The organism is Streptococcus devriesei DSM 19639, assembly GCF_000423725.1.
GTDB classification, from domain to species: domain Bacteria; phylum Bacillota; class Bacilli; order Lactobacillales; family Streptococcaceae; genus Streptococcus; species Streptococcus devriesei.
On record NZ_KE384084.1, the window covers coordinates 446,222 to 472,851 of the forward strand.

30 protein-coding genes and 2 pseudogenes are annotated in these 26,630 nt (G+C 39.1%); 7 read left to right on the forward strand and 25 right to left on the reverse strand.

The features are described from left to right. Positions 1-492 precede the first annotated feature (492 nt). Positions 493-1,998 carry an ATP-binding cassette domain-containing protein gene (locus tag G573_RS0108255; RefSeq protein WP_027976286.1) on the forward strand — a complete coding sequence of 502 codons (1,506 nt, stop codon included), beginning with the start codon at positions 493-495 and terminating at the stop codon, positions 1,996-1,998. 95 nt (positions 1,999-2,093) lie between these two features. Here the strand turns inward: G573_RS0108255 and G573_RS0108260 are convergent, their stop codons facing one another. The 7 genes from G573_RS0108260 to G573_RS11335 form a co-directional block, all read right to left on the reverse strand. Continuing rightward, positions 2,094-2,747, reverse strand: a complete 654-nt coding sequence (locus G573_RS0108260) for an ABC-2 transporter permease (protein WP_027976287.1) — start codon at positions 2,745-2,747, stop codon at positions 2,094-2,096. Further along, entirely contained in the window at positions 2,744-3,595 is an 852-nt protein-coding gene (locus G573_RS0108265; RefSeq protein WP_027976288.1) for an ATP-binding cassette domain-containing protein, read from the reverse strand. The genes G573_RS0108260 and G573_RS0108265 overlap by 4 nt, the downstream gene beginning before the upstream one ends. Before the next feature lie 3 nt (positions 3,596-3,598). After that, positions 3,599-3,970: a GntR family transcriptional regulator gene (locus G573_RS0108270; RefSeq protein WP_027976289.1), complete on the reverse strand. Its 372-nt coding sequence runs from the start codon at positions 3,968-3,970 to the stop codon at positions 3,599-3,601. Positions 3,971-4,101: 131 nt separating this feature from the next. Next, positions 4,102-4,263 (reverse strand): hypothetical protein, encoded by a 162-nt coding sequence (locus G573_RS11435; protein WP_027976290.1) that lies wholly within the window; start codon positions 4,261-4,263, stop codon positions 4,102-4,104. 25 nt (positions 4,264-4,288) lie between these two features. Next, on the reverse strand, positions 4,289-4,414 hold the full coding sequence (locus G573_RS11715) for a hypothetical protein (RefSeq protein ID WP_281168699.1): 126 nt from the start codon (positions 4,412-4,414) through the stop codon (positions 4,289-4,291). Between the two features lie 201 nt (positions 4,415-4,615). Continuing rightward, complete coding sequence (gene obgE / locus G573_RS0108280; protein WP_027976291.1) at positions 4,616-5,926, reverse strand: GTPase ObgE; 1,311 nt, start codon at positions 5,924-5,926, stop codon at positions 4,616-4,618. 54 nt (positions 5,927-5,980) lie between these two features. Then, positions 5,981-6,109, reverse strand: a complete 129-nt coding sequence (locus G573_RS11335; RefSeq protein WP_084522394.1) for a DUF4044 domain-containing protein — start codon at positions 6,107-6,109, stop codon at positions 5,981-5,983. A 226-nt stretch (positions 6,110-6,335) separates the two neighbouring features. On the opposite strand from G573_RS11335, the gene G573_RS0108290 reads away from it, so the two are divergent. Further along, positions 6,336-6,698: a thioesterase family protein gene (locus G573_RS0108290; protein WP_027976292.1), complete on the forward strand. Its 363-nt coding sequence runs from the start codon at positions 6,336-6,338 to the stop codon at positions 6,696-6,698. Between the two features lie 101 nt (positions 6,699-6,799). Here G573_RS0108290 and G573_RS0108295 read toward each other — a convergent pair whose 3' ends face one another. From G573_RS0108295 to G573_RS0108360, 14 genes and pseudogenes are all read right to left on the reverse strand, one after another. After that, positions 6,800-7,024: a DUF4649 family protein gene (locus G573_RS0108295; RefSeq protein WP_027976293.1), complete on the reverse strand. Its 225-nt coding sequence runs from the start codon at positions 7,022-7,024 to the stop codon at positions 6,800-6,802. Between the two features lie 32 nt (positions 7,025-7,056). Then, positions 7,057-7,896, reverse strand: coding sequence for an SDR family oxidoreductase (locus G573_RS0108300; RefSeq protein ID WP_027976294.1), 840 nt, complete (start codon positions 7,894-7,896; stop codon positions 7,057-7,059). Between the two features lie 84 nt (positions 7,897-7,980). After that, entirely contained in the window at positions 7,981-8,391 is a 411-nt protein-coding gene (locus G573_RS0108305; protein WP_027976295.1) for an acyl-CoA thioesterase, read from the reverse strand. 81 nt (positions 8,392-8,472) lie between these two features. Beyond that, on the reverse strand, positions 8,473-8,946 hold the full coding sequence (locus G573_RS0108310) for a hypothetical protein (protein WP_027976296.1): 474 nt from the start codon (positions 8,944-8,946) through the stop codon (positions 8,473-8,475). A gap of 49 nt (positions 8,947-8,995) precedes the next feature. Then, a complete protein-coding gene (locus tag G573_RS0108315; protein ID WP_027976297.1) occupies positions 8,996-9,385 on the reverse strand; it encodes a PaaI family thioesterase in 390 nt (129 codons plus the stop codon). A 176-nt stretch (positions 9,386-9,561) separates the two neighbouring features. Continuing rightward, positions 9,562-10,218 carry a hypothetical protein gene (locus G573_RS0108320; protein WP_169364445.1) on the reverse strand — a complete coding sequence of 219 codons (657 nt, stop codon included), beginning with the start codon at positions 10,216-10,218 and terminating at the stop codon, positions 9,562-9,564. A gap of 91 nt (positions 10,219-10,309) precedes the next feature. Beyond that, on the reverse strand, positions 10,310-10,672 hold the full coding sequence (locus G573_RS0108325; protein WP_211218569.1) for a hypothetical protein: 363 nt from the start codon (positions 10,670-10,672) through the stop codon (positions 10,310-10,312). 512 nt (positions 10,673-11,184) lie between these two features. After that, positions 11,185-11,301, reverse strand: a pseudogene (locus G573_RS11590) (SDR family NAD(P)-dependent oxidoreductase); the annotation flags it as partial. Position 11,302: 1 nt separating this feature from the next. Beyond that, positions 11,303-12,139 carry an alpha/beta fold hydrolase gene (locus G573_RS0108335; RefSeq protein ID WP_027976300.1) on the reverse strand — a complete coding sequence of 279 codons (837 nt, stop codon included), beginning with the start codon at positions 12,137-12,139 and terminating at the stop codon, positions 11,303-11,305. A gap of 3 nt (positions 12,140-12,142) precedes the next feature. Continuing rightward, positions 12,143-13,147, reverse strand: a complete 1,005-nt coding sequence (locus G573_RS0108340; protein WP_027976301.1) for an NADP-dependent oxidoreductase — start codon at positions 13,145-13,147, stop codon at positions 12,143-12,145. A gap of 126 nt (positions 13,148-13,273) precedes the next feature. Further along, the gene (locus G573_RS0108345) at positions 13,274-13,702 is read right to left on the reverse strand and encodes an Rrf2 family transcriptional regulator (protein ID WP_027976302.1); all 429 of its coding nucleotides are present in this window, start codon (positions 13,700-13,702) and stop codon (positions 13,274-13,276) included. Positions 13,703-13,848: 146 nt separating this feature from the next. Continuing rightward, positions 13,849-13,992 (reverse strand): annotated as a pseudogene (locus G573_RS11340) (zeta toxin family protein); the annotation flags it as partial. Further along, positions 13,983-14,444 carry a type II toxin-antitoxin system antitoxin PezA gene (pezA, locus tag G573_RS0108355; protein ID WP_037586860.1) on the reverse strand — a complete coding sequence of 154 codons (462 nt, stop codon included), beginning with the start codon at positions 14,442-14,444 and terminating at the stop codon, positions 13,983-13,985. The gene pezA and the pseudogene G573_RS11340, both read right to left, overlap by 10 nt. A 660-nt stretch (positions 14,445-15,104) precedes the next feature. Further along, positions 15,105-15,449, reverse strand: coding sequence for a winged helix-turn-helix transcriptional regulator (locus tag G573_RS0108360; protein ID WP_027976304.1), 345 nt, complete (start codon positions 15,447-15,449; stop codon positions 15,105-15,107). A gap of 213 nt (positions 15,450-15,662) precedes the next feature. Here G573_RS0108360 and G573_RS0108365 point away from each other — a divergent pair, with 213 nt between their 5' ends. Genes G573_RS0108365 through G573_RS0108375 form a run of 3 tightly spaced genes read left to right on the forward strand, consistent with a single transcriptional unit; the run spans position 15,663 to position 17,506 of the window. Beyond that, positions 15,663-16,289, forward strand: a complete 627-nt coding sequence (locus tag G573_RS0108365; RefSeq protein WP_027976305.1) for a DsbA family protein — start codon at positions 15,663-15,665, stop codon at positions 16,287-16,289. Position 16,290: 1 nt separating this feature from the next. Continuing rightward, positions 16,291-17,100: an MBL fold metallo-hydrolase gene (locus tag G573_RS0108370; RefSeq protein WP_027976306.1), complete on the forward strand. Its 810-nt coding sequence runs from the start codon at positions 16,291-16,293 to the stop codon at positions 17,098-17,100. 4 nt (positions 17,101-17,104) lie between these two features. Then, positions 17,105-17,506 (forward strand): nuclear transport factor 2 family protein, encoded by a 402-nt coding sequence (locus G573_RS0108375; protein WP_027976307.1) that lies wholly within the window; start codon positions 17,105-17,107, stop codon positions 17,504-17,506. A 166-nt stretch (positions 17,507-17,672) separates the two neighbouring features. Here the strand turns inward: G573_RS0108375 and G573_RS0108380 are convergent, their stop codons facing one another. Together G573_RS0108380 and G573_RS0108385 are read right to left on the reverse strand one after the other, a co-directional pair. Further along, a complete protein-coding gene (locus G573_RS0108380) occupies positions 17,673-19,094 on the reverse strand; it encodes a sucrose-specific PTS transporter subunit IIBC (RefSeq protein WP_037586861.1) in 1,422 nt (473 codons plus the stop codon). A gap of 5 nt (positions 19,095-19,099) precedes the next feature. Further along, entirely contained in the window at positions 19,100-20,719 is a 1,620-nt protein-coding gene (locus G573_RS0108385; RefSeq protein WP_027976309.1) for an alpha,alpha-phosphotrehalase, read from the reverse strand. 108 nt (positions 20,720-20,827) lie between these two features. Between G573_RS0108385 and G573_RS0108390 the strand changes: the two genes are divergently transcribed. Further along, on the forward strand, positions 20,828-21,670 hold the full coding sequence (locus G573_RS0108390) for a helix-turn-helix domain-containing protein (RefSeq protein WP_169364447.1): 843 nt from the start codon (positions 20,828-20,830) through the stop codon (positions 21,668-21,670). 144 nt (positions 21,671-21,814) lie between these two features. Here the strand turns inward: G573_RS0108390 and G573_RS0108395 are convergent, their stop codons facing one another. After that, complete coding sequence (locus G573_RS0108395) at positions 21,815-24,001, reverse strand: alpha-galactosidase (protein ID WP_027976311.1); 2,187 nt, start codon at positions 23,999-24,001, stop codon at positions 21,815-21,817. 114 nt (positions 24,002-24,115) lie between these two features. Here G573_RS0108395 and G573_RS0108400 point away from each other — a divergent pair, with 114 nt between their 5' ends. Continuing rightward, a complete protein-coding gene (locus G573_RS0108400; RefSeq protein WP_027976312.1) occupies positions 24,116-24,961 on the forward strand; it encodes an AraC family transcriptional regulator in 846 nt (281 codons plus the stop codon). A gap of 303 nt (positions 24,962-25,264) precedes the next feature. Here the strand turns inward: G573_RS0108400 and rlmD are convergent, their stop codons facing one another. Continuing rightward, entirely contained in the window at positions 25,265-26,620 is a 1,356-nt protein-coding gene (gene rlmD / locus G573_RS0108405; RefSeq protein ID WP_027976313.1) for a 23S rRNA (uracil(1939)-C(5))-methyltransferase RlmD, read from the reverse strand. Positions 26,621-26,630 lie beyond the last annotated feature (10 nt).

Below are 26,630 nucleotides of genomic sequence, written 5' to 3' on the forward strand. Positions count from 1 at the left end.
CTATAGTGGACTGACGTACACCCTTACTAAGTTAAAAAGCAAGGCATTATCGGCCTTGCTTTTTAACTGTCGTAGCTGTTTTGACAGCCTCAACTTTTCAATCTCATCTGCTGCAAAGTCCTTTAAGACCTTTAAATTTTTTATTATAACATGCCCCATTGACTTTTTGAAAGCGTTTTGCTAAACTGATTTTATAATATCATTGGAGGTATGGTGCATTGAAAAACTAAAATTCTTCATATTGGATATACTTTATCTAGAAGAATTTTTTGTGTGCACCAAGATCCAAAAAATTGCAACCAATACTCAAATAAAATCAAAATGATGCTAGGTGACAAGCTGCAGCCGGTACTAAAAGTGACATCACCGACCTACGACCTACCATTTTTATTTTCAAAAAGTATAGACTGCTGCTGTTTTTGATAGCATAAAAAATGCCCTACTAGATAAAGTAGCGGCTTTTATTGTTTGAAAAAGAAAGGAGGACAGTCTATGCTGCAACTCCAGCATCTAACGATTACCCACCAGAAAGATTTGCAAACACTTATTCGAGATCTTAATCTTGTGGTCAACCCTGGCGACAAGCTGGCTCTTATCGGTGAAGAGGGAACTGGTAAGTCTACCCTGCTTAAAGCCCTTCTCAATCCTCGCTTGATTGCTGGCTATACCATCATGGAAGGAACAATCACCAACCGCTTTAGCCGTACAGGGTACCTCCCTCAGAATATAGCGCCAGTAGATTTAGACCGCAGCTTAAGCAACTATCTCTACCATGATATAGACTATGACAGCTTTGATTTTAATCTTTTTTATCAAATGGCAGAGCTCTTTCAATTTGATACTAATCGCTTTGATGACCATGAACAACTGGTCAGAAACCTCTCAGGCGGGGAAAAATTGAAATTGCAGCTGCTGAAAATCTTAGCCAGTGGCCCTGATCTCTTGCTCTTTGATGAACCTTCCAGTGATTTGGATCTAGAAAGTCTGCAATGGCTGGAAAAATTTGTCAAAAGGACAGATAAGACTGTTATCTTTATCTCACATGATGAAGAACTCTTAACAAACACTGCTACTGCTATACTTCATCTTGAATTATTGAAAAAACGTCAAGAAGCTCGCGCCAGCTATTTTCATGGAGACTACCGAAGCTATCGTCAGCAAAGACGTGAACGGTTTGAACGCCAACTGCAGCTGGCCAATAAGGAGCGCGAAGAACACGCTAAAAAATCTCAGAAATACCAGCGCATTCAGCAACGCATAGAACATGAACTGCGCAAGACTAAAAATGATGTTACAGGACGGCTTCTAGCCAAAAAAATGCATGCCCACCAAGCTCAAAAAGGCCGCCTAAACAAAGAGGCGGAGCAATTCACTGAAATTCCTCAGGATATGGATACGATTGACCTTTTCTTTTCAGATATTCAGGCTCTGCCTGCTAGCAAGGTCATTCTTAAATGGGAAGCAAGAGAATTAGTAAGCGGACAAAAAGTCGATTGGCAAATCCGTGGGCAGGACAAGCTGGTCATTACAGGGCAAAATGGCATTGGCAAAACACTTCTGCTCAAGCAGGTTTTGGAAGAATTGAGAACAAGAACAGACCTTTCCTTGGGCTACATGCCCCAAAATGACGAGGAGATTTTAGATGCCCACCAAACTGCTCTGAGCTTTCTATCGGATGTCGCAAGTCCAGAGAAGGCAAGAACTTTCCTTGCCAGCCTGCAATTCACACGCCAAGAAGTCGGGCACACCGTTCTTGACCTCTCCGGTGGGCAAAAAGCCAAGCTCTTTCTGGCTAAAATGGTCCTGGAAGGAAATAATGTTCTCATTCTAGATGAACCAACACGCCACTTCTCGCCAACCAGCCAGCCGCTGATCCGGCAACTTCTTAAGGATTACCCCGGCTGCATCATCAGTGTTTCCCATGACCGTAGTTTTATAAAAGAGATTGGTAACACTATCTATCAGCTCGACCAAAAGTACCTCCGAAAGATTCAATAACTAAAAGAGAGTGGAGAAAAATCGGTAAATCGTCATGAAATAGCGATTTCGATTTTGTTGTCCCACTCTCTTTTCATTCTTAGTTAAGCTCATTTTTAAAATTCTTTGGTTTTCATAATACCAATACTGATTTTTAAGGAAATCGCCAAAATCAGAAGGGCTGCAAGAATTAATAAAGCGACGAGTGCTTCTGCGCTGAGAACAGGCAGGTGATTGAGTAAATTTGCCAAATCAATGTCAAAAAACATGTTAGCAGTTTTAAGAAGAACAATACCTAGAACAACCAGTCCGGCAATGCTTGCAATTATTGCGATACGGCCTTTTTCTGCTCCAAACTTCAGCTGAATCGGGAGCATGATAGCCTGCATTATCACAACCAAAGGGAAAATAAAGCTGGCTGTCATCAAAATGTCTTTGACTGACATTCCCCTCAAACTTGCAGCTACTATTGCCAAAAGGAGAGCAGCTATCCAAGAGCTGAAACTCAGCAGAACAGCCAAAATATATTTCTCAAGAGCATAGTTACTGCGGGTGATAGGAAGGGTGAACAAAAAGGCACTTCCGTTGTCAAGTTCATCATAGCTGGTAGTTGTTAAAGCAAATAAGGAAACGGTAAACGTCATAAAATATAAGGGAAAAGCAATGTCATCTGAAAAGCCAACCAATCCAATCACAACAGCCAGCAGCAAATAAAAGAAGTTTTTTTGCTGCCCAATCAATTTAAAATCTTTTATCAAAAGCCCTTTCATAGTTTATCCCCCCTTATCATCAAGGCTGTCACCGTGTCAATAGTCCCCTTTTCAAGAGCAATCGCGGGATAGTTTTCCAAGTAAAATTGCTTTTGATTGGTCAGACAGCTATAGCCAAATCTTCCTTTTTTAAAGCGAAGAATAAACGATTTATCCAATTCAGCAAACTGTTCTTCTGTAGCTTTCAAGACAGCATAATCACTCAGTAAAACATCTGTTTCCTCGTGCAGAATAATCCGGCCTTCATCTATCATGTAGAGATCATCGCACAAACTTTCTAAGTCGCTTGAAATATGGGAGCTAATCAGAATAGAACGTCTGTCGTCCTGCTCCATATAATCTCTCAATAAGTCCAGCAATTCATCTCTGGTCATAACGTCCAGACCTGCTGTCGGCTCATCCAGTATGAGCAGTTCTGCCTGATGAGAAATAGCAACCAGGACTTTTAACTTGGCTTTCATACCTGTTGAGAAATCTTTTAAAAATTTTTCTTTGGGCAGCTGAAATCTATCCAGCTGTTTAAGAAAGAATGCCTTGTCAAAAGCCGGATACATAGCTTCTAAAATCGAAAGAATATCGATTATCCGTAAATAGCCGCTGAATCCAGAATCAGAAAGCACCACGCCCAGTTTTTCTTTGTCCTTAGCTGTCAAACGCTGACTGTCTTTTCCAAAAAGACTAATCTGCCCGCCGTCTGTTGAAATCAAACCTAAGATAGACTTAAACAGTGTCGTTTTGCCGGATCCATTTTGTCCAATCAAACCGGTAATCACCCCCTCTTTGATGTCTAACGAAGCCTTCAGAGAAAAGCGATCATATTGTTTCCTTAAATCGTTGATTTTTAACATGGCTTAATCCTCCAAAATCAAATCAAATAGACTCCTGATCTCCTTGTCAGAAAGGCCGTAACGCCTTCCTTTTTGAACGGCGCGCTCAAAATCAGTCTCTACTTCTTTTTTCTGCTCTTCCAATAAGAGTGCCGGGTTTACAGCGGCAACATAGCTGCCCTTGCCATGGACAGTGACTGTAAAACCATCGCTTTCTAAAACATCATAGGCCTTTTTTACGGTCAGTGCACTGATTTTTAAATCCTTGGATAAAGAACGAACGGACGGCAAGAGGTCATTTTCTTTTAACTGGCCTGTTCGGATGCCTTTCTTTACTTGCTCCACAATCTGCTCATAAATTGGAACCATAGAAGAGTTATTAATTATTATTTGCATCATCTGATTTCTTCCTTCTTGTTATAAACAGTATATAACAGTATACAACTCTTGTCAAGTGTTATATACTGTTTATAGAAAAATTTTTAAAAAAATACCAGCCGATATTCACATCAGACTGGTATTTTGCGTTATTCTGCTTTTTCTTTAGCAATTTTTTCGCGTTCCAAACGCAGCTTGCGATTGGGATTGAGCTTATTAAAAAGTTTTTCTAATTTCTCAGCATTCCAAACATCGGCTGCTGACACAAAATTGCCATCTTTATCTTTAAATGATATTGGCTTATCACCCATAATAAAACCTCCATCTTGATTAGGTTTAATATTTAGTTACTCGTAAAGGCCGGCTGAGCTTAACTAATTCTATAGTGGCTAGAATTCCTTTTGCCAGCCAAAAGCCTGGTGTTACGACAGGCAGGCCGCCAGCAGTTTCTCCTTTATTCATGAAAAAGTCACGACGTGAGAAAAACGATTCGAGACTAATCGTTTTTCGAGCTAGTAAGTCGCTTAGCCAAATATCCTAGCGATTCTCACTTTTCCACCGGATACCTTTGCCAGCTAAAAGCCTGGTGTTACGACAGGCAGACCGCCATAGCGGCTGCCGTTGTATATCTAAGTACTTTAGTACTTAGATATACTTCCAACATTAATCCACAAACTCAAATTCAAACTTACCAATACGGACAGTATCGCCATCCCTAGCACCGCGCTCACGCAGAGCCTCATCCACTCCCATGGCACGCAATTGCCGCGAGAATTTCATGATGGCTTCATCACGCTCAAGATTAGTCATGACAAAGAGTTTTTCAAGTTTTTCACCGGAGAGTACCCAGGCAGCATCATCAGCCCGGGAAATCTCAAAGGCTTTTTCTTCCTCATCAAAACCATAGTAAGCTTCTTCCTGCATTTCTGAAGCATCATAAAGAAGAAAGTCATCGGTCTTGTCTAATAGCTGTGCCGTTGCATCCAGCAAAGCATCGAGTCCTTGATGAGTAATTCCTGAAATTGGAAAAATCTGCGGCTGCTCATCAAACTCATCATAATTGGCTGCCAGCTTTTCTTTGAAGACCTTTAGGTTTTCTGAAGCTTCCGGCATATCCATTTTATTGGCAACAATAATCTGCGGCCGCTCCATCAAGCGGAGATTATAGGTTTCAAGCTCCTTATTGATCGCTAAATAGTCCTCATAAGGATCCCGGCCTTCCGCTGCTGACATATCAATCACATGTAAAATAACACGCGTACGCTCAATATGCCGCAGAAACTGTGTTCCCAAACCGACACCCTGACTGGCTCCTTCGATCAGCCCGGGTAAATCAGCTACAGCAAAGGAGTCGCCGGACTTGGTCCGAACCATGCCTAAATTAGGAACGATGGTGGTAAAATGATAGGCACCGATCTTTGGTTTAGCTGCCGTAATAACGCTGAGCAAGGTTGATTTCCCTACTGAAGGAAAACCGACTAAACCGACATCTGCCAAAATTTTCAGCTCCAAGGCTAATTCACGCTCTTCTCCCGGTTCCCCATTTTCAGAAATCTCAGGCGCCGGATTTCGAGGTGTTGCGAAACGAATATTCCCACGGCCGCCGCGGCCGCCGTGAGCAGCAATAAACTCCTGACCATTGGTCACTAAATCTGCCAGAACCTTACCCGTCTCCGCATCTCGAACTGTTGTTCCTTGCGGTACCCGCACATAGAGGTCCTCTGCGCCGCGGCCGTGCATTCCCTTGGTCATCCCGTTCTCACCGGCCTTGGCTTTAAAATTGCGGTTGTAGCGGAAATCCATCAGCGTACGGAGCCCTTCGTCAACCACAAAAATAACATTGCCCCCGCGGCCGCCGTCGCCTCCCCAAGGACCGCCGTTGGCAACATATTTTTCACGGCGGAAAGCAACCATCCCATCACCGCCGCGGCCAGCTTTGACTGAGACCTTAGCAGTATCTAAAAACATACTCATATCTTTTCTACCTTGTCTTGATTCGCTTAAAAAAACGCCCGTAAGCGTTTCTTTTTAAATAATGGCACTGAGTGCGCTGAGAACTACCGCTCCGACAGTGACCAAAACCATAATGATAACGACAATTAACGTCAGTTTTTCAAACGGTGTTTTCTTACGTGGTCCGTTTTCTCCAAAAGCCAATTTTTCTACCTCTTTCACTGCATTTTATCTCATTTATCTTACCACGAATCAAAGGAATAAGCAAATACCAAGCTAAAGAAAAATTCCTTAGGTAATTAGTTGTGATTTGCTTTTAAATATGCTAGAGTTAATTTGAAAAATGGCAGTAACTGCAGCTGCTTGAACAGCTCAAAATTTAATCGATCTTCGCTAACAAATCTGTCATACCAGCAAAAGGAGGCCGCTTATGTCCATTTACAGTAAATCTTACACCACTGCGCCCAAGCATTCAGCTATGCATTTGGGTTCCGGCTGCTTAAATGTATTATCAACTCCCAGCATGACTGCTTTTATTGAAAATACAGCCTTCCTCTACTGTGAAGAAAAGCTGGATGTTTCAGAAACGACTGTCGGAGCGCAGATTACGGTTCAGCACTTAACCCCGACCAAAATCGGCCAGGCCGTTGATGTCAGAATATTGGAAGCTGACAAAGACGGTCGGCGCTTCCATTTTAAGTTTGAAGTTTACGAAGGCGATAAGCTCATTGGTAAGGGAGAGCACACCCGTGTCACCGTCAATATCCAAAAATTTCTTGATAAATTAGATTAAAAAAATGAAAAAAGCGGAAAAATCTGTTTAGGCAAACACATGATTTCTCCGCTTTTGCTACTTCACGCTGCCTGACAGGCAGCTTTTTTTGTCAGGGAAAATTAGTTTGATTCAAATTGTTTCCAGTCCAATTGGCTAACTGTTTGGTACAAATCCCCAATCACTCCTTTGTAGCCAATGTCCTGCCCCTTATAAGTCAGCGACACAACTCGGTAATAATCCGGCAGGGTGAGACAGCCGCTCAGTGCCAGCATCAATTCTTCAATAGTGTTAAAGTGGTTTTCTTTTTTAGCTTGGTAAGCGTCTAAATAAGTTAATACAATCATAAATTTTTTCCTTTATTAATTAGCTGTTCATTTCAGTTCAGCTTTTGCCTAAGTAATTGTTCCAACGAAGCAGCCGGGCGTCCAAGGACACGCTCAATATCAGAAGAAACCCCTGCTTGTTCGCCCTCTTTAATAGCTGTGTAGGTGCTGACCCAGGCATCGTATTCCCATGCTTCCGCCGGCCAGGCCTTGCGCGATTGGTAGGCCTCTTCAATCGTTTCATCAATATAACAAACAGGCTTTTTACTTGCCTCAGCAACCGCCGTCACAATATCATCCATTGATAAATCTGCCGGTCCGGTCATATCTAAGATTTGATTTTTCCATTTATCGGGATTGACCAAAATGGCTGCTGCCACTTCAGATACATCCTGTCTGGCTACGGCAGATACTTTCCCCTTGCCAGCCGGTCCGCGAATCTCACCATTTTCTAAACAGAGATCCAAAAAGAAATCCAAATAAAAATTGTCCCGCAAAAAAGTGTAGTCAAATCCCTTTTCCTTGATATAATTTTCAGTCTTAGCATGATCACGCGCCAAAGTGAAGACAGCATCATCTGCAGCATGGTAAAAAGATGTGTAGATGATATGCTTGACACCCGCCTTGTCAGCTGCATCAATAAAATCAAAATGCTGCTGCAAACGATTAGGACTTTCTGAAGCAGACACCATCAGCAAGGTGTCAATGCCCTTTAAAGCTTCGATCGTTGCCGAAGAATTTTCAAAAGCAGCTTTAAGCACCTCAGCATTGTCATAATCAGCTGCCTTTTGCGGATTTCGAGCCAAGTGTCTGGCTGAAATACCCTTTTTTGCAATGAGTTCAGCAGTCACACCGCCCAGCTTGCCGGTTACACCTGTAATAGCAATTGTCATCACAACCTCCTTCAAAGTTTATAAACTTATTATACCATTAGGAGGTTAAAAAAGAATGAATTTAGTTTGCTGGGAAGTTACTTATCAGGACTGACTGAGTTCTGCTAATTTGCTGTAGAAATCAGGGTATTCTTTTTTAATATTGACAAAGCTGCCGCTTTGAGATAAGAAACTGTGTTCTGACTGAGCCCGACAGACCGTTTCCCCCTTTTGATTAGTCATTTCATAATGAAAGATCAATCGTGCGGCTTTAACGTTTTCTACAGTAATGACAATGGCAATCTCATCAGCAAAAGTTGATGTTGTCAGGTACTGACAGTTAACCGAAACGACCGGCGATATGATGCCTTCTTCTTCCAGGGTATCATAGGGCCAGCCGATTTCTGTCAAAAAATGAACACGCGCCTCTTCCATCCAGCGGATATAATTGGAATGATGGGTAATGCCCATGCGGTCCGTTTCATAATATTGAACCAAGTGATGATAAGTCGTCATGGTAACCTCATTTCTTCAAGAGTGTATCTTCTGTTACTTTCGTTCGCAGCAATCGTTCTGCTATTTCTGCCCAAGCCATTTTTAATCATGTCCGTAGCTGTAAAGCCGCCAAGGGCCGCCTTTTTTTCGGACTAAAATCCAATTCCAATGGCTGTAATGACTATTAGCACTAAAACCTGCATCAGGACAGCCGTCAGTGCTGAAGCTTGATTGGTAAACAATGCACTCATCATAGGTCTTAGAAGCGTCTTTTTTATCATACTTCTCCTTGTACCTGTCAGCATCCATATGTTTTTTTGATACTAACATTTCCTGAGACCTTTTATCTGAAGTATAGTCCAATGTTTCCAGGCGGCAGCCATTAAAGGCAATGAAATTTCTCCTTATCAGATTAGCAGCTGCTTTTCGATCCTTCAGGGTGTAGATTTTAGAGTGTCCGTAGCTGATTTTGGTATGCAGGACATTTCCCGGCATTCCCCACCCCACAATATAGATACCTCCAGCTAGAACAATGACAAGAAAAATAGCTGAAATCCAGATAATTATTTTTTTCATCAGATTATTCTCCCATTGGCATGCACTTTAGTGATTGCAAACTAAATGCTCATTCGTTTGCGCGCTCTCCTGTCACAAACATAGTAAAAGTAGCTTTGGCTACTTCCTGATCTAATTGATTGGTAACTGTAACGTCAACAACCTTAGTTGTCCGTCCATCGTGAACACAGCGGCCGTCAATCAATAAGGTATCTCCCAGCTTTCCGGATTTTAAGTAATTGATACTGGACTGAAGTGTCACCGCATCAAACCCGGTTGAAATAGAGACCAAGCCGCTGATTTGATCACACAAGGTAAAGATATAGCCGCCGTGCGCAAAACCATAATAATTTAAAGACTTGTCTACGACTTCTGTGGTTACGACTACATGGCCTTTCTCAAAAGAAACCATATCAAAATTTTCAAACACACGAATTTCGTGTAAATGATCTTTTTCCATTTTCTCTCCCCTAACAATTAGCAGTTCTTTGTTCATTATACCACTTTTGACACAGCTGAGAACAAAGAAAAGCCCTTATCATAGCTAAAACGATTTTAAAAAAACTTACGCAAGGGTAAGTTTTCATTCGCAAGGCTTCTTTTAAAATCCTTAATGCCATTTTTTTATTCCAATATTTAACCTAAATCGACAATATTTTTGACGTCTTCCAGCTGAACCTCCTCAATTGGAACAGTTAATTCGTACTCCGACTTCCCGACCGTTGAAAAGCTGAGCTCATCAGCTACCTCACCATCTATTGTATACAGTAAAATGGATTTCCGTTTATCTTTTTGACGTCTATTTACTGGGAATGTATGTCCCTTGTAGTGACAATAGGTGCGGATATTGTATACTTCTCCGAGTTCTTTTGGTTCAGCATAGCGGATATAAAATCTGCCGTATTTTTTAAAACCAGCATGAGGACCACTCAAAAAATAGTTCCCCTTCTTGTCGAGATAAACATCGCATTCTTTTTCCTCAAAAATAGTTCTTCCAATATATCTCGCCTGATACATGGGATGGTTTTCATCGATCTTTCCCGCATTTCTAGAAAGTATAGTTGCTAAGTCTATCCCTGAAACGCCGGTACTAAATACTGTACCCAGCAAAAAAAGCAATGTCAGTGGAATGAGGATAATAAGTCCGATAATTTGTGTTGCTGTCAAGTGCCCAAAGTCTCGAAGATTGTACCAAATCGTGTATAGGCCAACACTGGTCACTCCAAAATACAGACAAAATATAATTACTTTTTTATATTTTGATTCCAAAACTTTAAGCATCAATACATTCACTAGAAATCTTATAATTAATCGCATCTGTTACCCCTGCTTTAACTGCTGCTCACTAAATGAAGAATCTTCGCTTGTCTGTACAAGCTGAAGTTTATTTTGCTATGAAGTTCAAATATCCGTTCACTGTATGAATCATAAAAAACAGAGAAGCAGAGCCAACCAGCAGAACATTGCTCGTCCACAATCCGAAGAATAAATAATACAGCGGAACGGCTGCAAATTGAGTGATAACAATCAGCCATCCGTACTGATGTCCCAGATCATAAAATATCCAACCAACAAAATTGATCAGAATCATGAACATGGTCACAGCAAAGAACACCTTTTCTCTTATCGTTGCAATCGAAAAGGCCTTTGCATCGTCACGAACGATCAGCAGCAGCAAAATCACCGACAGCAGGCTCAATATGCCTTGTGTAATCTCAATCCATTTGATTTCCTTCTGCATATTCATAATTGGGTTCGACTTAAGATGAATGAACGGTATGATCATGTACGGAAGTTCCTGTATGATAAATGCTGCCAATCCAATCAGAGAAAATCCTAAATAGTAATGCTTAAACAAGTGCACAATCTTTATAATGATAATCACCTCCGCAAATTCCCATTTGCTTTTCTAACATCTGACCCAAACATTCAACTTTGCCGCTTTTCGAGCCAAACCAGCTTTGGATAAGTTAGCGCAGAGTGTTTTATCAGTCTTGATGCCAAATTTGTCTGATTGCTTGAAAGGCAGGCAAGCGATTTTTACGGCTCATTTAATGCTCTAATGCTTTTCTTTTCGTAAGCCATATCGTTATTCCTAAGATTTTTTAAGTATATTATACCATGAAACCACACAAAAACTGCAGCCTTTCGGTCACAGTTCCTTCAAAAAACTCCCTTCCCTAATCCTAATTACTTATTAAATAATTTTGCCCAGTTTTGCTTTGAATTCATGATACGAGAAATATAGACATTATAGTCCAGCTTTTGAGGATTGCGGCCGTGAAGAATGACTTCGTGTCCTTCTGTGGCCAGCCTTGTCGCCAGATGCTTACCGATACCATCAGTCGCACCTGTAATAAGAATAGTTTTAGCCATTCTATACTCCCAGGAAAGCTTCTAAATCTTTAGCGAATTGGTCAGCGTACTGAAAAAGTGAGCCATGACCAGCATTTGGATAGATGATGAGCTGGCTGTTATCAATCTTATCGTGCATGATGTAAGAATTTTCCGTCGGCACCATCATGTCCTTGTCACCATTGACAATCAAGGTCGGTTGGCTGATAAAGCTCAGGTCGTCCTCTGCTGACTTGCCCCAGCGTTTGATTGCTTTCAGTTGACGTAAGAAAGACGGCACAGCCATTGCCTTATCAGCATAAGCCTTTTTGCGACTGTCTAAACGACCGAGAACCTTATCAGCTTCTATTTTTCCCTCATCATCATGCCCGTAAAAAATGTAGCGTTTAGGGTCCACACGGTGGAAACCAGCACGCGCCATGTAACGAAAGGTCGTTGATGTTACCTTATCAATACCGACTCCGCCTCGGTGTCCCGTCCCTACTAAGATCAAACGATTCACTAAGTTTGGCGCAAGCCGAACGACTTCTTGAGCGACCATGCCGCCCATGGAAAGTCCCAGTAGATTGACGCTGGTATAACCCATGGCCTTGATAATGGCGATCACCTGCTCAGCCATGCCCGGAATAGTTGGAGCAACCTTGCCTCCGCTTGCCCCAACTCCCGGTAAGTCAAGCAGGATAACATGTTGTTTTTGGGTCAAAAGATCGATCAGCTTGGGATCCCAGTTATCCATGGTTGCTGCTAAATGGATCAGCAAGACCAAGGGCCGTTCTGACTTACCTTTACCGATTTCACGGTAGGCGATTTTGTAGTCATTAACAGTAATATATTGGTTTTTAGTTGTTAAATAGGCCATGTTTTACCCTTTCATGCTGAGAACAGTTTTACCACGTGAGCGACCGTTTGCTACCTTGTCCAGAGCCTTGTTGATATCTGAAAAGGCAAAGACCGTATCTAGGGACGGTTTAATATGGCGGTCTGTAAAGATATCTGCCACTTCCTGCAACTGTTTGCCATTACTTTCAACGAAGATAAAGTCATAATGAACCCCATATTTATCAGCCATTTTATCGAATTTACGGCCAGCTTGAGCAAAGAGAAGTTGTTTAGGTTTTGACAGGTTCATGCGTTTGGCAAAGCTGCCGTTTGGCATGGCACGAAGCGACACCAAGTGACCAGAAGGTTTTAAGATGGTCATCTGTTTCTCGGTTTCAGCACCGCCTAGTGTGTCTAAAACCAAATCTATATCTGACAAGAGCTCGGTATAATCTTCCGTTTTGTAATCAAGAAATTGATCCGCACCAAGCTCAAGGACACGCTCACGACTATCAGCTCCGCCATTAGTGATAACGGTCAATCCCTTAGCTTTAGCAAGAGGGATAGCCATAGCACCGACACCGCCGGTTCCACCAGAGATAAAAAGTGTCTGCCCCGCTTTGGCATCCATCAACGCTAAGGCCTGCATAATAGTTAGGGCAGTCAGTGGCACACCAGCGGCTTCTTCATCTGTCAAATAATCCGGAACGATCGCAAGAGCATCCGCATCCACCGCTATATATTCGGCAAAAGCACCAATACTATCTAGCGGCAGGCGACCAAAGACACGGTCACCAAGGTTAAAATCGCTCACCTTACTGCCGACCTCCTCGACAATACCGACCACTTCATTACCGGCGATGAGGGGTGTTTTGTAAGGGACAATCATCTTAACCTCACCACGAGTAATCATGTTGTCCAGCGGATTAACTCCAGCAGTCAAGACCTTGATGAGGACTTGATTGACCGCTGCGGTTGGTTTTGGGACATCAACTAAATCAAGGTTGAGGTTGGTTTTGCTATATGCGTTTAATTGTGCTGCTTTCATGGTTTTCTTCTTTCTATTTTTGGAAAATGGCAGAGCTGGGTCTGCTAGTGATTGATGTGAATGTTGGTTTTCTTGTTCTTATTTTCAATACAGATACAAGATGGTTTTAATAATTAGCCAAGCTTATCACTTGACTAAACTCACTTGTTTGTAGAGATTTGCAATGACATCTGCCAGACTTTGACCAGCCAGTTCCTGAGCCAGTTGATTCTCCGCCTGTTGGAAGACTGGGCTGATCGCCCCTTCGATATGCTTGCCAACAGGGCACTCCAGATTAGCATGTTGGTGAACTTGGAAAAGCTTGACCTGAGTCACTTCTTGTGTCGCATAGTAGATATCAAGCAGACTGATGTCCGACGGTTCCTTGGTTAGCTCATAGCCGACCTTGCCCTGATGCGATGTGATGAGATCTGCATTTTTCAGCAAGGCAATAACCTTTCTGATATAACTGGCATTGGTTCCGACACTTGTTGCCAAGGCCTGAGAAGAGAGGCTTTCTTTGCTCTCGCTAATCATTGTTAAGATATGCAAAGCAACTGAAAATTTTGTGTCCATGGTACTCCCTTTCTACAACAAAGAATATTCTTTTGGCAAAATCTTTGTTGTTCTTGTTTGTGATACAAGTATATGATGCCTTTTAAAAAAGGTCAAGCCCCACGCTTAACTTTTTTCAAAATTTTTATTTTAACTAATCACGCTTGAATTGTTGTCTTACCTGCTCCGCTTTGGCCACCTAATAAGATAGCTTGAGGATTTGCTGAAGAAGTTTTTCCTCGTGTCAGAGAACGAATACTCCGTTTCAAAGCTAGGTCAAAATCTGTCTGACTAAATGCTTCTAGTTCCATTCAGCCACCACCTGATGTTTAGCAAGATCTAACATGCGCTCAATACCATCCAAATAACCATTGTAACGTTCGATCTCATCAAAGGTATTAACAAGATAAATTTTAGTATTGATTAGATCCGACAAGTCAGCACTCATCAAAATCCAAGGATTGGTATCATCATCAAAAGCGATCTTTTGACTATCTTGATAACGATACAGTTGGGATAAAATAGCTGCGCCACGTTCTTTGATAACTTCAATTTTCAGAGTCAATTGATAGTCTTCTACTGGTGTTAGCATCTTTTCTTTTCCTACAATATCAACGTACGAAACATTAAATTTCTGACAAATACGGTCTATGAGTTCTGTCGAAACGGAACTCGTCCCATTTTCATAACGGCTAAGACTATTGCGTGAAATCCCAATCATTTCCGCAAATTCCGGTTGCGTCAAATCACAGTTTTTTCTCATTAAGACTTTCTCACAGAAAGCCTCTATTTTCAAGCCTTCCCGGCTATGACATCTAACCTGAACAGCCGACCCTATCACATTTCAGCCGCAAATCGTTTTCAGAAAGCTTTGGATAAATTACCACGAAGCGGTCATCCACTCGACCATCCTGAGACGGTCGAAACCCGGAAAGTGCCTTGTTTCAAGGGCTTTTGCACACCTTGCGACATCAAGACTACTGTCTCGATGTGATGCGTATGCGAGAGTGAAAGATCCACTAGACCTTTTTAGTAACTCACTCTGAGATAAGAAAGCATGCTGGACTCTTAATCTGCGGCTCTTTCTAATAATCCGACTGCCTCACAATGTGGTGATAGGAATTACCTATACTATAAAACGAAACGAAGTGGTTAAATTTAGGATTACACTTTTAAACGAAAGTATTTGATGTATGCATACTTCATTCTTGTATTGGAATGTAAAGTTAGTATAAAACTCAACATGCTAAAATAGAAGTATCCCAGATGGCTGGAAACAGATCGCCTACGATCATATTGCAGTTTATCAATCAGATCTTGACATTCCTGAAAACAAAGATATATAGAAAAAACTAGGTCCAAATGGAACCTATCCCTATATTAGATATTATTGTCTAACTTTAGGAGTGGTCCAAATTGGAACCTAGTTTTCTTTTTCTTTGACGAACTCAATGTACTTTTGTCCAAAGATATTGATTTGATCAAGGACGCTGGTAAATTCTTTCCCAAGGTCACTCAGGTTATACTCGACCTTAGGTGGGACTTGTGGATAGACTTTGCGCGTGATCAGTCCGTCTTCCTCTAATTGACGCAGTTGCTTGGTTAAGGTTGCTTGTGAAATGCCCTCAATCTGACGGTGGAGTTCGTTGAAGCGCACGTCGCCATCTTCCAATAAATGTAAGATAATAATAGACCACTTGCCTGAAAGAACTTTCTGAGTGGTCACATAAGGACAATCGGGAATAGTATGTTTTGTAAATGTTGCCATGATTCACCTTTCTATTGTAGTCTAGTATAGCAGATGTACTATCAAAATGTAAAGTATGCCTAAGAAATAGAGTACCGCAAAAAAATATCATTTTATTTTAGCCCGTAACTATACAATTCTATCTAAAAAAATAGTATCTATTCGAAAAAAACCTACTTTTCAAAAATATTGTATCCTGTATAATAAGAGCATAAACAAGAGAGGAGGACGACTATGAAACTTTATTATATCTGGGATGCCTACTGTGGTTGGTGCTACGGTTTTAACAGTATCTTTACGGATTTCCATGCCCAGCATCCTGAGCTTGAGCTAGAGACGATTTTCGGTGGACTATTTCTTGGTGACAATAGCAGAGCTATTGGAGAGTATGGCTTTTTTGAGTCAGGAAATGCCAAGATTGAAAGCCTGTATCCTGTGACCTTTGGCGAGGGCTATCAGCTTGCTCTTTCTGAAGGCAGCATGGCGCTGGATTCAACTGGTCCAGCAGCAGCTTTTGCCCTCTTGCGTGAGCACGTGCCAGTCTCTCGTCAGTCAGAGCTAGCTTTCGCTATGCAAAAAGCCTTTTTTGAAAATGGCAAGAGCTTAAGTGAGGTTGCTACCTATCTTCCCATTTTAAAGGCTTTCGACTTAGATGAAAAACTAGAAGAGCAACTCACCCTTGCATTAGAGAACGGTCAGCCTGCCCAGTTAGATTTTCAAAAGGCGAGAGCCATGGGCATCCAAAGCTATCCGACGGTCATCGCTCAAATCGGTGACAAATACTATGATTTCAGAGGGCAAGCCATGACAGCTAGTGACCTTGAGCAACAATACCAAACCTTATTAGATATGGAGAACTAAAATGAAACAAATCAATACTGCAAATTACACCATCACAACTTTCACAACCAATGACCAAAGCTTCTTAGTGACTGCAAGTTTGCTTGAGAAAGATGGGCATGCCTTTTTAATCAATACAGCCTTCACAAAGACTAGTGCCCTAGAAATCGTGGCTTATTTGAAAGCCAATCAGTTGGAACTTGATGAGGTCTTTCTCATTCACGGTGACCCAGATTATTACTTTGGAGCAGAGGTGATTAAGGCAGCCTTTCCTGAGGCGATTATCCGAGCGACCAAGGAAACTCAAGAACACATCGTTCAGAAAGTCTTAGGTAAATTGGCCGTTTGGTCAGGTCAGCTTGGGGCGGATGCTCCTGTCAATGTGGTCTTACCACAGGCTATTGAGGGAAATGTCATCAACTGGCAGGGTGTAACTCTTGAAATGGTTGGTGATAGTCACCGTATCAACCTTTATGACAAAGACCAGAAAGTGATGATTGGTGGGATTGACACCTTTGATCAAGCTCATGTCTTTTTAGCTGATAGCAAGACAGTTGAGGAAATGCAGACTTGGGCAGCTCGTCTGGAGGATTTGGAGCAAATGGATATTGCCCACCTCATTCCAAGCCATAGTAATCCAGAAAGCAAGTTTGACAAGACTGCCTTAAGCTTTACCAAAGCCTACCTCGAAAAAACTATCCAGGTAGAGTCAGAAAGTGCAGATTCTGCAGCCTTTATGGCAGCCATGAACCAAGCCTTTCCAAATTTACCAAACCAAGGCGTACTGGGACTGAGTGCCAAGGTTGTGATGCAAGAAATGCCATGGGGGTAAGAAAATGACAGAACACGATTATCAAGTTATTTTAGCCAAAACCTACGAACTGACTGGACAGGGGAAACTAGAGGAATTTGCCACCTATCTAGCAGATGATGTCTCTTGGACAGAAGCTGCCGGATTTCCCTATGCCGGGACCTATGTAGGCAAAGAAGCAGTGCTCAACAATGTTCATAAACGTTTGGGCACCGAGTGGATTGGCTATACCGCTGAGCCTCTTCACTATGCCTTTAATGGTCAGCAGGTCATGGTATACGGTCGCTACAGTGGCACTTATAAAAAATCTCAGAAATCCTTCCAAGCAGACTTTGTCCATCTTTATACCTTTAATGCAGACAATAAAGTCAGCCAATTCATCCAAGTTGTAGACAGCTATCCGGTTGTAAAGGCTATGGAAGGGTAGGAAAAGAGTCTGGGATAAGATTTTTCCGACTGAAGAAAATCAAACGGCTACACAAAGTGAAAGCAGGAATCGTAAAGACTCCTGCTTTTTATCTATCCATTTTCTGTTTTTAAAACCATTCCATCTACACTACTTAAAGCAACTGACTTGATTATTTTAGGAGTAATTAAAGTTTGATATTGTACTTTTTATTTTTTGATAAAATTAATGTCACACAAGCACCAACCACAAGTGAGATTGATATTCCAATCATATAGTTTAAAATATCAGTCGATTTGATTGATACAAATCCTAAAATACCTGCAGCACCAGGTGATACATTCAAAACATTAGTTAGAGTAACATATGCGGCACCGATAGCAGAACCAATCATTGCACCATAAAATGGATATTTTAATTTTAAATTTACTCCGAACATTGCTGGTTCTGTAATTCCAAGTAGTGCTGAAATTCCTGATGATGTAGCTACAGTTTTAATATTCGAATCTTTATTTAATAATGAAGCCATTAAGGCTGCTCCCCCTTGAGCAACATTATTACACGCTGCAATTGCAAATAGGAAACTTCCGCCATTAGCGATCAATTGTATATCTACCGGTAACAAGCTATGATGCATACCAGTTAAAGTTATCGGAGCATAGAAAAAGCCAAATAATGCACCACCAAAGATTCCTAAAGTATCTCTTGCCCAAAGGATTCCTTGTGTAACAAAATCACCAGCAGTTCTCATAATACCTCCAACAATCAAAAATGTGATAAATGCAGTCAACAAAATAGATAGCATCGGAGTTACTAAGGTATCCAAAGCTTCTGGGACTTTCTTATGAAGCCAAGATTCCAATTTAGCTAATATATAACTAGATACTAAAATTGGTAAAACAGTTCCTTGATAACCAACTTTTTCTATGCTTAATCCAAAAATATTCCATGTAGGAACTTCATTATTTAAGATAGCATTACCATAGCCATAGGCATTTAATAAGTCCCCAGATACCATAATCATGCCCAATGCGGCTCCAAGATAAGGGTTACCACCAAATATTTTAGTAGCTGAGAAACCAACCAAAACTGGTAAAAATGCATATGCTGCACTTGCAAATGTATTAATCATACTCGTAAAATCTGAGATAGCAGGCCAAGCTTCTACAAGAGATTGTTTTTCAAAAAATAAACCTTGAGCAGTAAGAATATTGTTGATTCCCATCAAAAGTCCAGAAGCTACAAGAGTAGGTATAATTGGTACAAAGACATCAGATAGTGTCTTCACAGCTCTTTGAATGGGATTTAATTTTTTATCAGCTTCAAGTTTTAATTCTGCTTTTGAAACTTCATCCACGTCAACTAACTTTACAAATTCTTTAAAAACTTCATTAACGGTTCCACTTCCAATTATAATTTGAAATTGACCTGCATTGCTGAAGTCACCTTTTACAACATCAATTGAATTAAGTTTTTCATGATCTACTACATTTTCATTTATTAAAACCAATCTAAGACGTGTAGCACAGTGTGCTGTAGAGATGACGTTTTCTTTCCCCCCGACTGCCAATAAAATTGACTCGGCACTTTTTTTGTAATTAATAGGCATAATATTTACTCCTTTTTATCTGTTAGAATAATTGCTTCATATGGTCTAAGCCCTATTTTATTAGAAAGTTGAATATCTTGATAATTACTATATAAAACTTTTAGATTACTAGTATCTAGACTAAAATCTGTCTCAACTTGGTGAAAATTACATATAATGTATAAGGTTTCATTATGGCTCGTCCTTCGGTATGCAAAAACGTGTGGATGATCAAATTCTAATAACTCGAACTTACCCAAACGTAACGTACCATTTGTTTTTCTTAAATTAACCAAAAATTGATAGGTATAAAAAATAGAATCATTATCCTTCAAAGCTTGCTTAACTGTTATACTTTCAAAGTTTGGACTTAATTGCGTCCACGGCTCTGTATCAGAGAAACCTGCAAATTTCGTATCATCCCATTGCATTGGTGTACGTCCACTGTCTCTTGCTTTAAGTTGTATAGCTCTTAATAGTTTTTTAGGATCATCACCTTTAGCCAATCTTTCTTCAATAATATTTTTTGTCTCAATATCACTATAATATTCTAAACTAGGAAAATTTGGATTCGTCATACCAATTTCTTCCCCTTGATAGATGTAGGGAGTTCCTTTCATCCCATGTAGTAATATAGCTAACATCTTAGCACTTAGTGTACGATAATATCCGTTATCATTCCCCCATCTCGAAACTATTCTAGGTAAGTCGTGATTATTCCAAAATAAACTATTCCATCCATTATTCTCTAAACCAAGTTGCCATTTAGAAAAAACTTGCTTTAAATCCTGTAAATCAAGTTCTTTTAAATCCCACCGTTGCCCTCCCGGAATTTTATCTAAGTTTATTTGTTCAAATTGAAATATCATTGAGAGCTCATTACGATCTGGACGGCTATATAGCGGTGCGTTTTCAATAGTAGCCCCCCACGTTTCTCCAACTGTCATTAAATTTTTTCCCTTAAAGCAATGAGTATACATTTCTTGGAGATAATTGTGTAATTGTGGCCCATTCTCTTTTATACCTTCAAATGGCTTTTTCCCTATTAAATCTATTACATCTAATCTAAAACCTGCTACTCCTTTTGAAATCCAAAAATTTATCATTTTATAAATTTCATTTCTAAGGTTTGGATTTTCCCAATTTAAATCTGGTTGCTCCTTCGAGTAAAAATGAAGATAGAATTGCTCTAAATGTGGAACATATTCCCAAGCCGATCCAGTGAAATTTGATTGTAAATTAGTTGATTCGTCACTCCAAATATAGTAATCATGGTAAGGATTATCTCTAGATTTCGATGCTTCTTGAAACCACCGATGCAAATCACTAGTATGATTTAAAACTAAATCCATGATTATCTTTATTCCTAATTCACTGGATTTTTGAATAAGTTCTTCAAAATCTGTCATTGTACCATATTTAGGATTAATAGAATAATAATCACTTATATCATAGCCACCATCAATTTCAGGAGATTGATATATTGGTGTTAACCAAATTACATCAATCCCCAAATATTTTAGATAAGGTAATTTACTAATTATACCTTGTATATCACCAATTCCATCAGAATTACTGTCATTAAAACTTTTGGGATAAATTTGATACACTACACTAGAATGCCACCATTTTTGAATATCACCCATAATTTCTCCTTGTCATTTATCTTTGATATAATTATAATGGATAAGAACAAAAAATTTTATAACTTTTTTGGCAAAAAATATAACAAAATTATCATTTTTGAGGACAATATGACTTATCAAGATTTGAAAGAGCAAAGAGAGCATGGTAAACCAGATTTCCGATTTCAGGTAATAAAACATGTAGATATGATTGGCAACTATTCTGTTCCTGTACACTGGCATACTGATTTTGAAATAGTATATGTAGAATCTGGTAGTATGATTATCTCAAATAATAATGAGGAATTGACAATGTCAGGAGGGGAATTTTGTTTCATCAATAGCAATGCATTACATTCCGTAATTAGTTTGACTCCATCAGTTCATCATGCGATTATTTTTCATCCTTCATTATTAGACTTTAGGCAGTATGACTTGGCTCAATCCAACTTTATTCAACCACTGACCAGTGGAAATTCTAAAGTTATTACTACAATTTTACATAACGATAATTTCAAAAATAAAATACACGATCTTGCATATACTGAAGAGACTGAATATTTGCGCATTAAATTATTATTGTATCAATTGATACTTGATTTTTACGAATACGAACTAATCAATATTAAAAATCAAGAAGATCGAATGTCTAAAATCAAACACATTATCACTTATTTGCAGTTACACTACAAGACTAATGTGAATTTGAAAAATCTAAGTAAATATATGGGTTATTCAGAAAATTATTTATGCAAGTATTTCAAGGAAAGAACAGGTCAAACTATCTTTCAGTATTTAAACCAATATAGAATACACAAATCTATATATTTATTAGAGCAAACAAATAAATCAATGATTGAAATTGCACTAGATTGCGGATATGAAAGTGATTCATACTATATCAAGCAATTTAAAAAACAGATGAATCAAACTCCAAAACAATATCGTAAATTATTTCAAAAAATTAAATGAGTATCTTTTTAAATTTTAACACGATAAGAATTATGCCATTAACCATATTTTCGTGCAATTCTCATTATTACAATTTCAATATTTCTTATTTTATTCTGCCTAAAAAAACTGTTCTCAACCTCATTTTTAGACTCTTATTAAATCTTATTTATTTACCTTTTTAAATATTTTTAACCAGCTATAGAAATCTGTACGCACTCTTTCAAAACTTATACCTGAAAACATCAATTCGTCACCTCCAAATACTTCACCAGATTCGATATTCTCATAAAATGACTCACTATCCAATCCAGCGAGTTTAATAATTGGAACTCGATATGAGTTCGGAGAAAGTTTTTGAATTACTACTACTGCAATCAATTCAGCATTTTTGGATATAATTTGCCACGCATTATAATTACTATTTGACGAATATAGCTTGGAAAATTTTCCAAACTGAAATAGACTTCTGTAGCTTTTGTAAAAATCAATTTGAGATTTTATGATAAATTTTTCTTTATCATCTAGACAGGTCAAATCAAGCTCATAACCAAGTATGCCTAGCAATGCCACATTAAATCTTGTTTGAATAGGTGTGATTCTTCCAACTTGATGATTTGGAATATCAGAAACATGGTTACCTAAAATTGAGGGAGGGAATAATATACTAGTGCCTTCTTGGATATTTATACGTCCAATTGCATCAGTATTATCACTAACCCAAGCTTGTGGCATATATCTCAACATTCCAGGATCTAGCCTCCCTCCACCACTCGAACAGTTTTCAAAGAGTACATCCGGAAAACATAAATTTAACTTTTCTAACAGTGAATATAGTCCTAAAGTATATCGGAAGCTTAGTTCACCTTGTTGAGAATTTGATAAACCTGCGGAAAATAAATCCGTCAAATGTCGATTCATATCCCACTTTATGTATGTCACCTTGCTTTCAATAATGATAGTTGATATCTTTTCAAATAAGTAATTTTGTACATCTTTAATACCCAAATTCAGCACAAATTGATTTCTAGAATTTATTGGTTCATACCTATGACTACATATAACCCAGTCTGGATGTTGTTTAAACAAATTACTATCCTTTGAGACCATTTCCGGCTCAAACCATAATCCAAATTCTAATCCCATTTCACGAATTTGCTTCGAAAGTGCAGCGAGACCAGAGGGGAATTTCTCTCCATCTACAACCCAATCACCTAAGCCAGAAGCATCTGAATTTCTATTTTTAAACCACCCATCATCAATTACTAATAATTCAAACCCTAAATCCTTTGAAACCTTTGCCAACTCTAATACTTTAGTTTCGTCTATAGCATTATAAAAGGATTCCCAAGTGTTAATTAAAATTGGTCTCTCTCTTTCTCTAAATTGCGGTCTAATAACTCTACTTTCAAATAATTTATGAAACTCATTCGACAACCCATTTGTACCTTCATCTGAAAATGCAATAATCGCCTCTGGAACATCTAATGATTCTGAAGGATTGGAAACCCAAGAAAAACCATCCGAATTGATACCAATCTGTGTACGAATACTACCAAATTGTGCTTTTTGAACAGTAGCCTCGAAACTTCCGCTATACATTATAGTAATCCCAACACAATCCCCAACAAATTCATTAGACTGAGGCTTTAACAAACCAATGAACGGGGTTGCTTGTGGACTGCTGGTTCCTCGAGAACTTTCAATCCTTATTTGATCTGATAATATTGCTCTTCTATTTTGACGTTTTTCATCTAAGTGAGAGCCAGTCAAGGTTAACACTTCCCAATCTTCATCCAAAAAATCAATATTCATGCTTAATAATTTTTCCACACAAATTGTTTCAGTACTATCATTGATAAATTTTACGCTTCTTGTGACAACTGCAACATCCTCATATATGTTATAAAATAATATTATCTTTAAATTTCGAATATCATCTAATAAATAAATTTCTAATGTAAGTGTATCATTTTCATTTCCATCAACTTGAGGTAATCCAGACAAATCCTGCTTACCACGATAAATCTTATGTCCTGCGAATTTAAATCTTGTTACTGCATCTCCATCCTCAGACCTGATTCGATAGGCAGCTGTTCTAAAATCGCCCTGAAAAGTGTCAGGAAACTCTCTTAAAATTACATCTAAAGAAAATTGTTTGTCTGCATTATCTGGGTTTGATAAAAACCCCCTATCATATTGCCAATGTCTACGGCTCATATTAAATGAACGAATTCTCTTTCCAAAATATTGAGTTACTAGAAATTGATTCTTTTCAACTGAAATCACGTAACTTAATTTTGAATTGTACAAATGAAAGGTATTATTTTGTGAATTATAATCTATATTCATTTTTTCTACTCCTTCTATATATTCCAATTATAAAATTTAGAATTCAAAATTAAAATAGTAATCTTAACCCTACTATGGTAAAATATTGCTATAAATATGAAAGGAGTTAATTTAATGTCAAACTTTACTTCTATTGGATATCACTTTGAAGAATATTTACCATATCCTATGATAATTGGACTAGGTGAACAATCAATCACAAATCATTCATACTATTGGGATAACAACAACAGGCCCGACAATCATTGTCTAATTCAATATACACTTCGAGGACAAGGAAAATTAATTTATCAAGGAGCATCATATATACAGAGGCCTGGAGATATTTTTTTAATAAATATCCCCAGTAGAAGTAAGTATTTTCTGCCCGCTGATTCCAGTTTGTGGGAGTTTATCTACATAGAATTTTCTATAGAAAGTATTTTACTATTTAGCCAGATAATAAATTTCTCTGGTCCAACACTAACTATAGGAGAAAATATTAAAATAATTGAACAGATAAAAGAAGCCTATCATATGGCATTAAATAACAAAATCTCTACCATCTACAATAACAGTAAAGTAGCCTACAATTTACTTATGGATTTACTAGAAGCTTCAAAAAATATTGGCTCAGAAATTCCAAACCATACAGAATTAGCAAAAAAATATATTGATTCAAATTATTCCTTACCAACCATTAACCTAGATGGTGTCGCTGAAGAAATAGGGGTTTCAAAATTTCACCTTGCAAGAGAATTTCATAAAAAATTTGGTATTACAGTAAACAACTATTTAACAACAATAAGAATTGAACAAGCCTGTAGATTATTAAAACAAAAAAATTTTTATTCAATTAAAAAAATTTCGGAATTAACTGGTTTTTCAAATGATAGTTATTTCGGAAAAGTATTTAAAAAAGTCAAAGGACAAACACCCCTAGAGCATAAGAAACAAAACAATAATTATGATATAGTTTGAATTATTTTTAATAATCCTCATAAAAATAATCTTGAAAAATAAAATGCCCAAAAAACAAATTACAATGTTTTCCCAAAATCATACTTTCTTAAACCTCATTAATAGGTGGGGACGTTTCTATTCCCACAAACTCCTTGTCAATGGAAACAAACACGTACCCACAGGGTAAATGGAAATAAAATCTGATAATCTCTAGCTATCACTTCTACCCACTCCAAAAATTTTCTCACTCTGATACTCCCCAAAAAACGACAAAAAGCCTTGATTTCAAGGCTTTTCAATATCCCTTTCGTTCCAAGGTTTCTAGGCTTTTACAAGCAGAGCAACACACTCCACGTGATGCGTCTGTGGAAACAAATCTACTGGCTGCACTTTTTTCAGTTTATAGCCCAGCTCTGCATAAAGCTTGATGTCACGCGCCATGGTGGCTGGATTGCAGGAGATGTAGGTGATTTTCTTGGGCTGCATGGCGCTGCTGGCTTTGATGAAGTTTTCAGTCAGGCCCTTGCGCGGCGGGTCTACCAGAATGACATCTGGCTGGATGCTTTCTTTACTCCACTTAGCCATGGCGTTTTCAGCGGAATCCGCCACATAATGGGCATTGGTAATGCCGTTTAGCGCAGCATTTTGCTCAGCGTCCCGGACAGCACTATCCACGACTTCCACACCGTAAACGGCCTTGACCTGCTTGGCAAAGGACTGGCCAATGGTGCCGATACCTGAGAAGGCGTCAATGATAACATCGTCAGCCGTCAATTCAGAAAAATCAATGGCTGTCTGATAAAGCTTCTCAGCCATGACCGTATTAACCTGATAGAAGGACTGGGCGGAAATAGCAAAACGATTGCCCAGCATGGTGTCCTCAATGGTGTCTGATCCGTACAGCGTGCGGAATTCTGAGCCAAAAATGGCATTGGTATTCTTATCGTTGATGTTTTGGATAATTGATTTGACATTAGGAAATGCTTCAATGATTTTTTCGATCATCTGCTCAATGAGAAAGATTTTAGGCCGTGTGGTCACTAAAACCAGCATCATCTGACCCGTATAATGACCGCGGCGAACAACCAGATGACGAATAAGGCCGGTCTGCTCTGTTTCATCATAAGGTTTAATGTCAAAACGGCGCAGCAAGTCACGCATGAAATTGATGAGCTTATCAATTTCCTTATCCTGAATATAGAAATCATCAATAGGCATGAGGTCATGCGAATTCTTGCGGAAGAAACCGGTCTGAAGCTCCCCATTGACACGGCGGACAGGGATTTGCGCCTTATTGCGGTAGGCGACAGGATTTTCCATGCCGAGCGTCTCAGCAACTTCTATATCTGCAATCCCTGCTGTTTTGTAGAGATTATCTGCTACTTGCTTGCGTTTAAACCTCAGCTGCTCACTGTAAGCCAAATGTCCTAAATCGGCAATGCCGCTTCTCAAATAAGCGGTATCTAAGTCTTCGTTTCGGTAGGGTGACTTGGTGAGATACTTCTCCACTTTCCCATACCCGATATTCTTTTTGACTTTAAGCACGCGCATCAGGATCTTTTCACCCGGCAAAGCATTGTCTACAAAGAAAACTAAGCCGTCAATCTTGGCAACACCTGCACCCTCATGGCTCAAATCGACAATTTCAGTTTCTGCAATATCATTCTTTTTTAACATTTTTTCTCCA

Excerpts from the sequence above, each read along its gene's own strand:
- G573_RS0108255 (WP_027976286.1), top strand. The coding sequence starts at position 493 with ATGCTGCAACTCCAGCATCTAACGATTACCCACCAGAAAGATTTGCAA.
- G573_RS0108260 (WP_027976287.1), bottom strand. The coding sequence starts at position 2,747 with ATGAAAGGGCTTTTGATAAAAGATTTTAAATTGATTGGGCAGCAAAAA.
- G573_RS0108265 (WP_027976288.1), bottom strand. The coding sequence starts at position 3,595 with ATGTTAAAAATCAACGATTTAAGGAAACAATATGATCGCTTTTCTCTG.
- G573_RS0108270 (WP_027976289.1), bottom strand. The coding sequence starts at position 3,970 with ATGCAAATAATAATTAATAACTCTTCTATGGTTCCAATTTATGAGCAG.
- G573_RS11435 (WP_027976290.1), bottom strand. The coding sequence starts at position 4,263 with ATGGGTGATAAGCCAATATCATTTAAAGATAAAGATGGCAATTTTGTG.
- G573_RS11715 (WP_281168699.1), bottom strand. The coding sequence starts at position 4,414 with ATGAATAAAGGAGAAACTGCTGGCGGCCTGCCTGTCGTAACACCAGGC.
- obgE (WP_027976291.1), bottom strand. The coding sequence starts at position 5,926 with ATGAGTATGTTTTTAGATACTGCTAAGGTCTCAGTCAAAGCTGGCCGC.
- G573_RS0108290 (WP_027976292.1), top strand. The coding sequence starts at position 6,336 with ATGTCCATTTACAGTAAATCTTACACCACTGCGCCCAAGCATTCAGCT.
- G573_RS0108295 (WP_027976293.1), bottom strand. The coding sequence starts at position 7,024 with ATGATTGTATTAACTTATTTAGACGCTTACCAAGCTAAAAAAGAAAAC.
- G573_RS0108300 (WP_027976294.1), bottom strand. The coding sequence starts at position 7,896 with ATGACAATTGCTATTACAGGTGTAACCGGCAAGCTGGGCGGTGTGACT.
- G573_RS0108305 (WP_027976295.1), bottom strand. The coding sequence starts at position 8,391 with ATGACGACTTATCATCACTTGGTTCAATATTATGAAACGGACCGCATG.
- G573_RS0108310 (WP_027976296.1), bottom strand. The coding sequence starts at position 8,946 with ATGAAAAAAATAATTATCTGGATTTCAGCTATTTTTCTTGTCATTGTT.
- G573_RS0108315 (WP_027976297.1), bottom strand. The coding sequence starts at position 9,385 with ATGGAAAAAGATCATTTACACGAAATTCGTGTGTTTGAAAATTTTGAT.
- G573_RS0108325 (WP_211218569.1), bottom strand. The coding sequence starts at position 10,672 with ATGAATATGCAGAAGGAAATCAAATGGATTGAGATTACACAAGGCATA.
- G573_RS0108335 (WP_027976300.1), bottom strand. The coding sequence starts at position 12,139 with ATGGCCTATTTAACAACTAAAAACCAATATATTACTGTTAATGACTAC.
- G573_RS0108340 (WP_027976301.1), bottom strand. The coding sequence starts at position 13,147 with ATGAAAGCAGCACAATTAAACGCATATAGCAAAACCAACCTCAACCTT.
- G573_RS0108345 (WP_027976302.1), bottom strand. The coding sequence starts at position 13,702 with ATGGACACAAAATTTTCAGTTGCTTTGCATATCTTAACAATGATTAGC.
- pezA (WP_037586860.1), bottom strand. The coding sequence starts at position 14,444 with ATGAGAAAAAACTGTGATTTGACGCAACCGGAATTTGCGGAAATGATT.
- G573_RS0108360 (WP_027976304.1), bottom strand. The coding sequence starts at position 15,449 with ATGGCAACATTTACAAAACATACTATTCCCGATTGTCCTTATGTGACC.
- G573_RS0108365 (WP_027976305.1), top strand. The coding sequence starts at position 15,663 with ATGAAACTTTATTATATCTGGGATGCCTACTGTGGTTGGTGCTACGGT.
- G573_RS0108370 (WP_027976306.1), top strand. The coding sequence starts at position 16,291 with ATGAAACAAATCAATACTGCAAATTACACCATCACAACTTTCACAACC.
- G573_RS0108375 (WP_027976307.1), top strand. The coding sequence starts at position 17,105 with ATGACAGAACACGATTATCAAGTTATTTTAGCCAAAACCTACGAACTG.
- G573_RS0108380 (WP_037586861.1), bottom strand. The coding sequence starts at position 19,094 with ATGCCTATTAATTACAAAAAAAGTGCCGAGTCAATTTTATTGGCAGTC.
- G573_RS0108385 (WP_027976309.1), bottom strand. The coding sequence starts at position 20,719 with ATGGGTGATATTCAAAAATGGTGGCATTCTAGTGTAGTGTATCAAATT.
- G573_RS0108390 (WP_169364447.1), top strand. The coding sequence starts at position 20,828 with ATGACTTATCAAGATTTGAAAGAGCAAAGAGAGCATGGTAAACCAGAT.
- G573_RS0108395 (WP_027976311.1), bottom strand. The coding sequence starts at position 24,001 with ATGAATATAGATTATAATTCACAAAATAATACCTTTCATTTGTACAAT.
- G573_RS0108400 (WP_027976312.1), top strand. The coding sequence starts at position 24,116 with ATGTCAAACTTTACTTCTATTGGATATCACTTTGAAGAATATTTACCA.
- rlmD (WP_027976313.1), bottom strand. The coding sequence starts at position 26,620 with ATGTTAAAAAAGAATGATATTGCAGAAACTGAAATTGTCGATTTGAGC.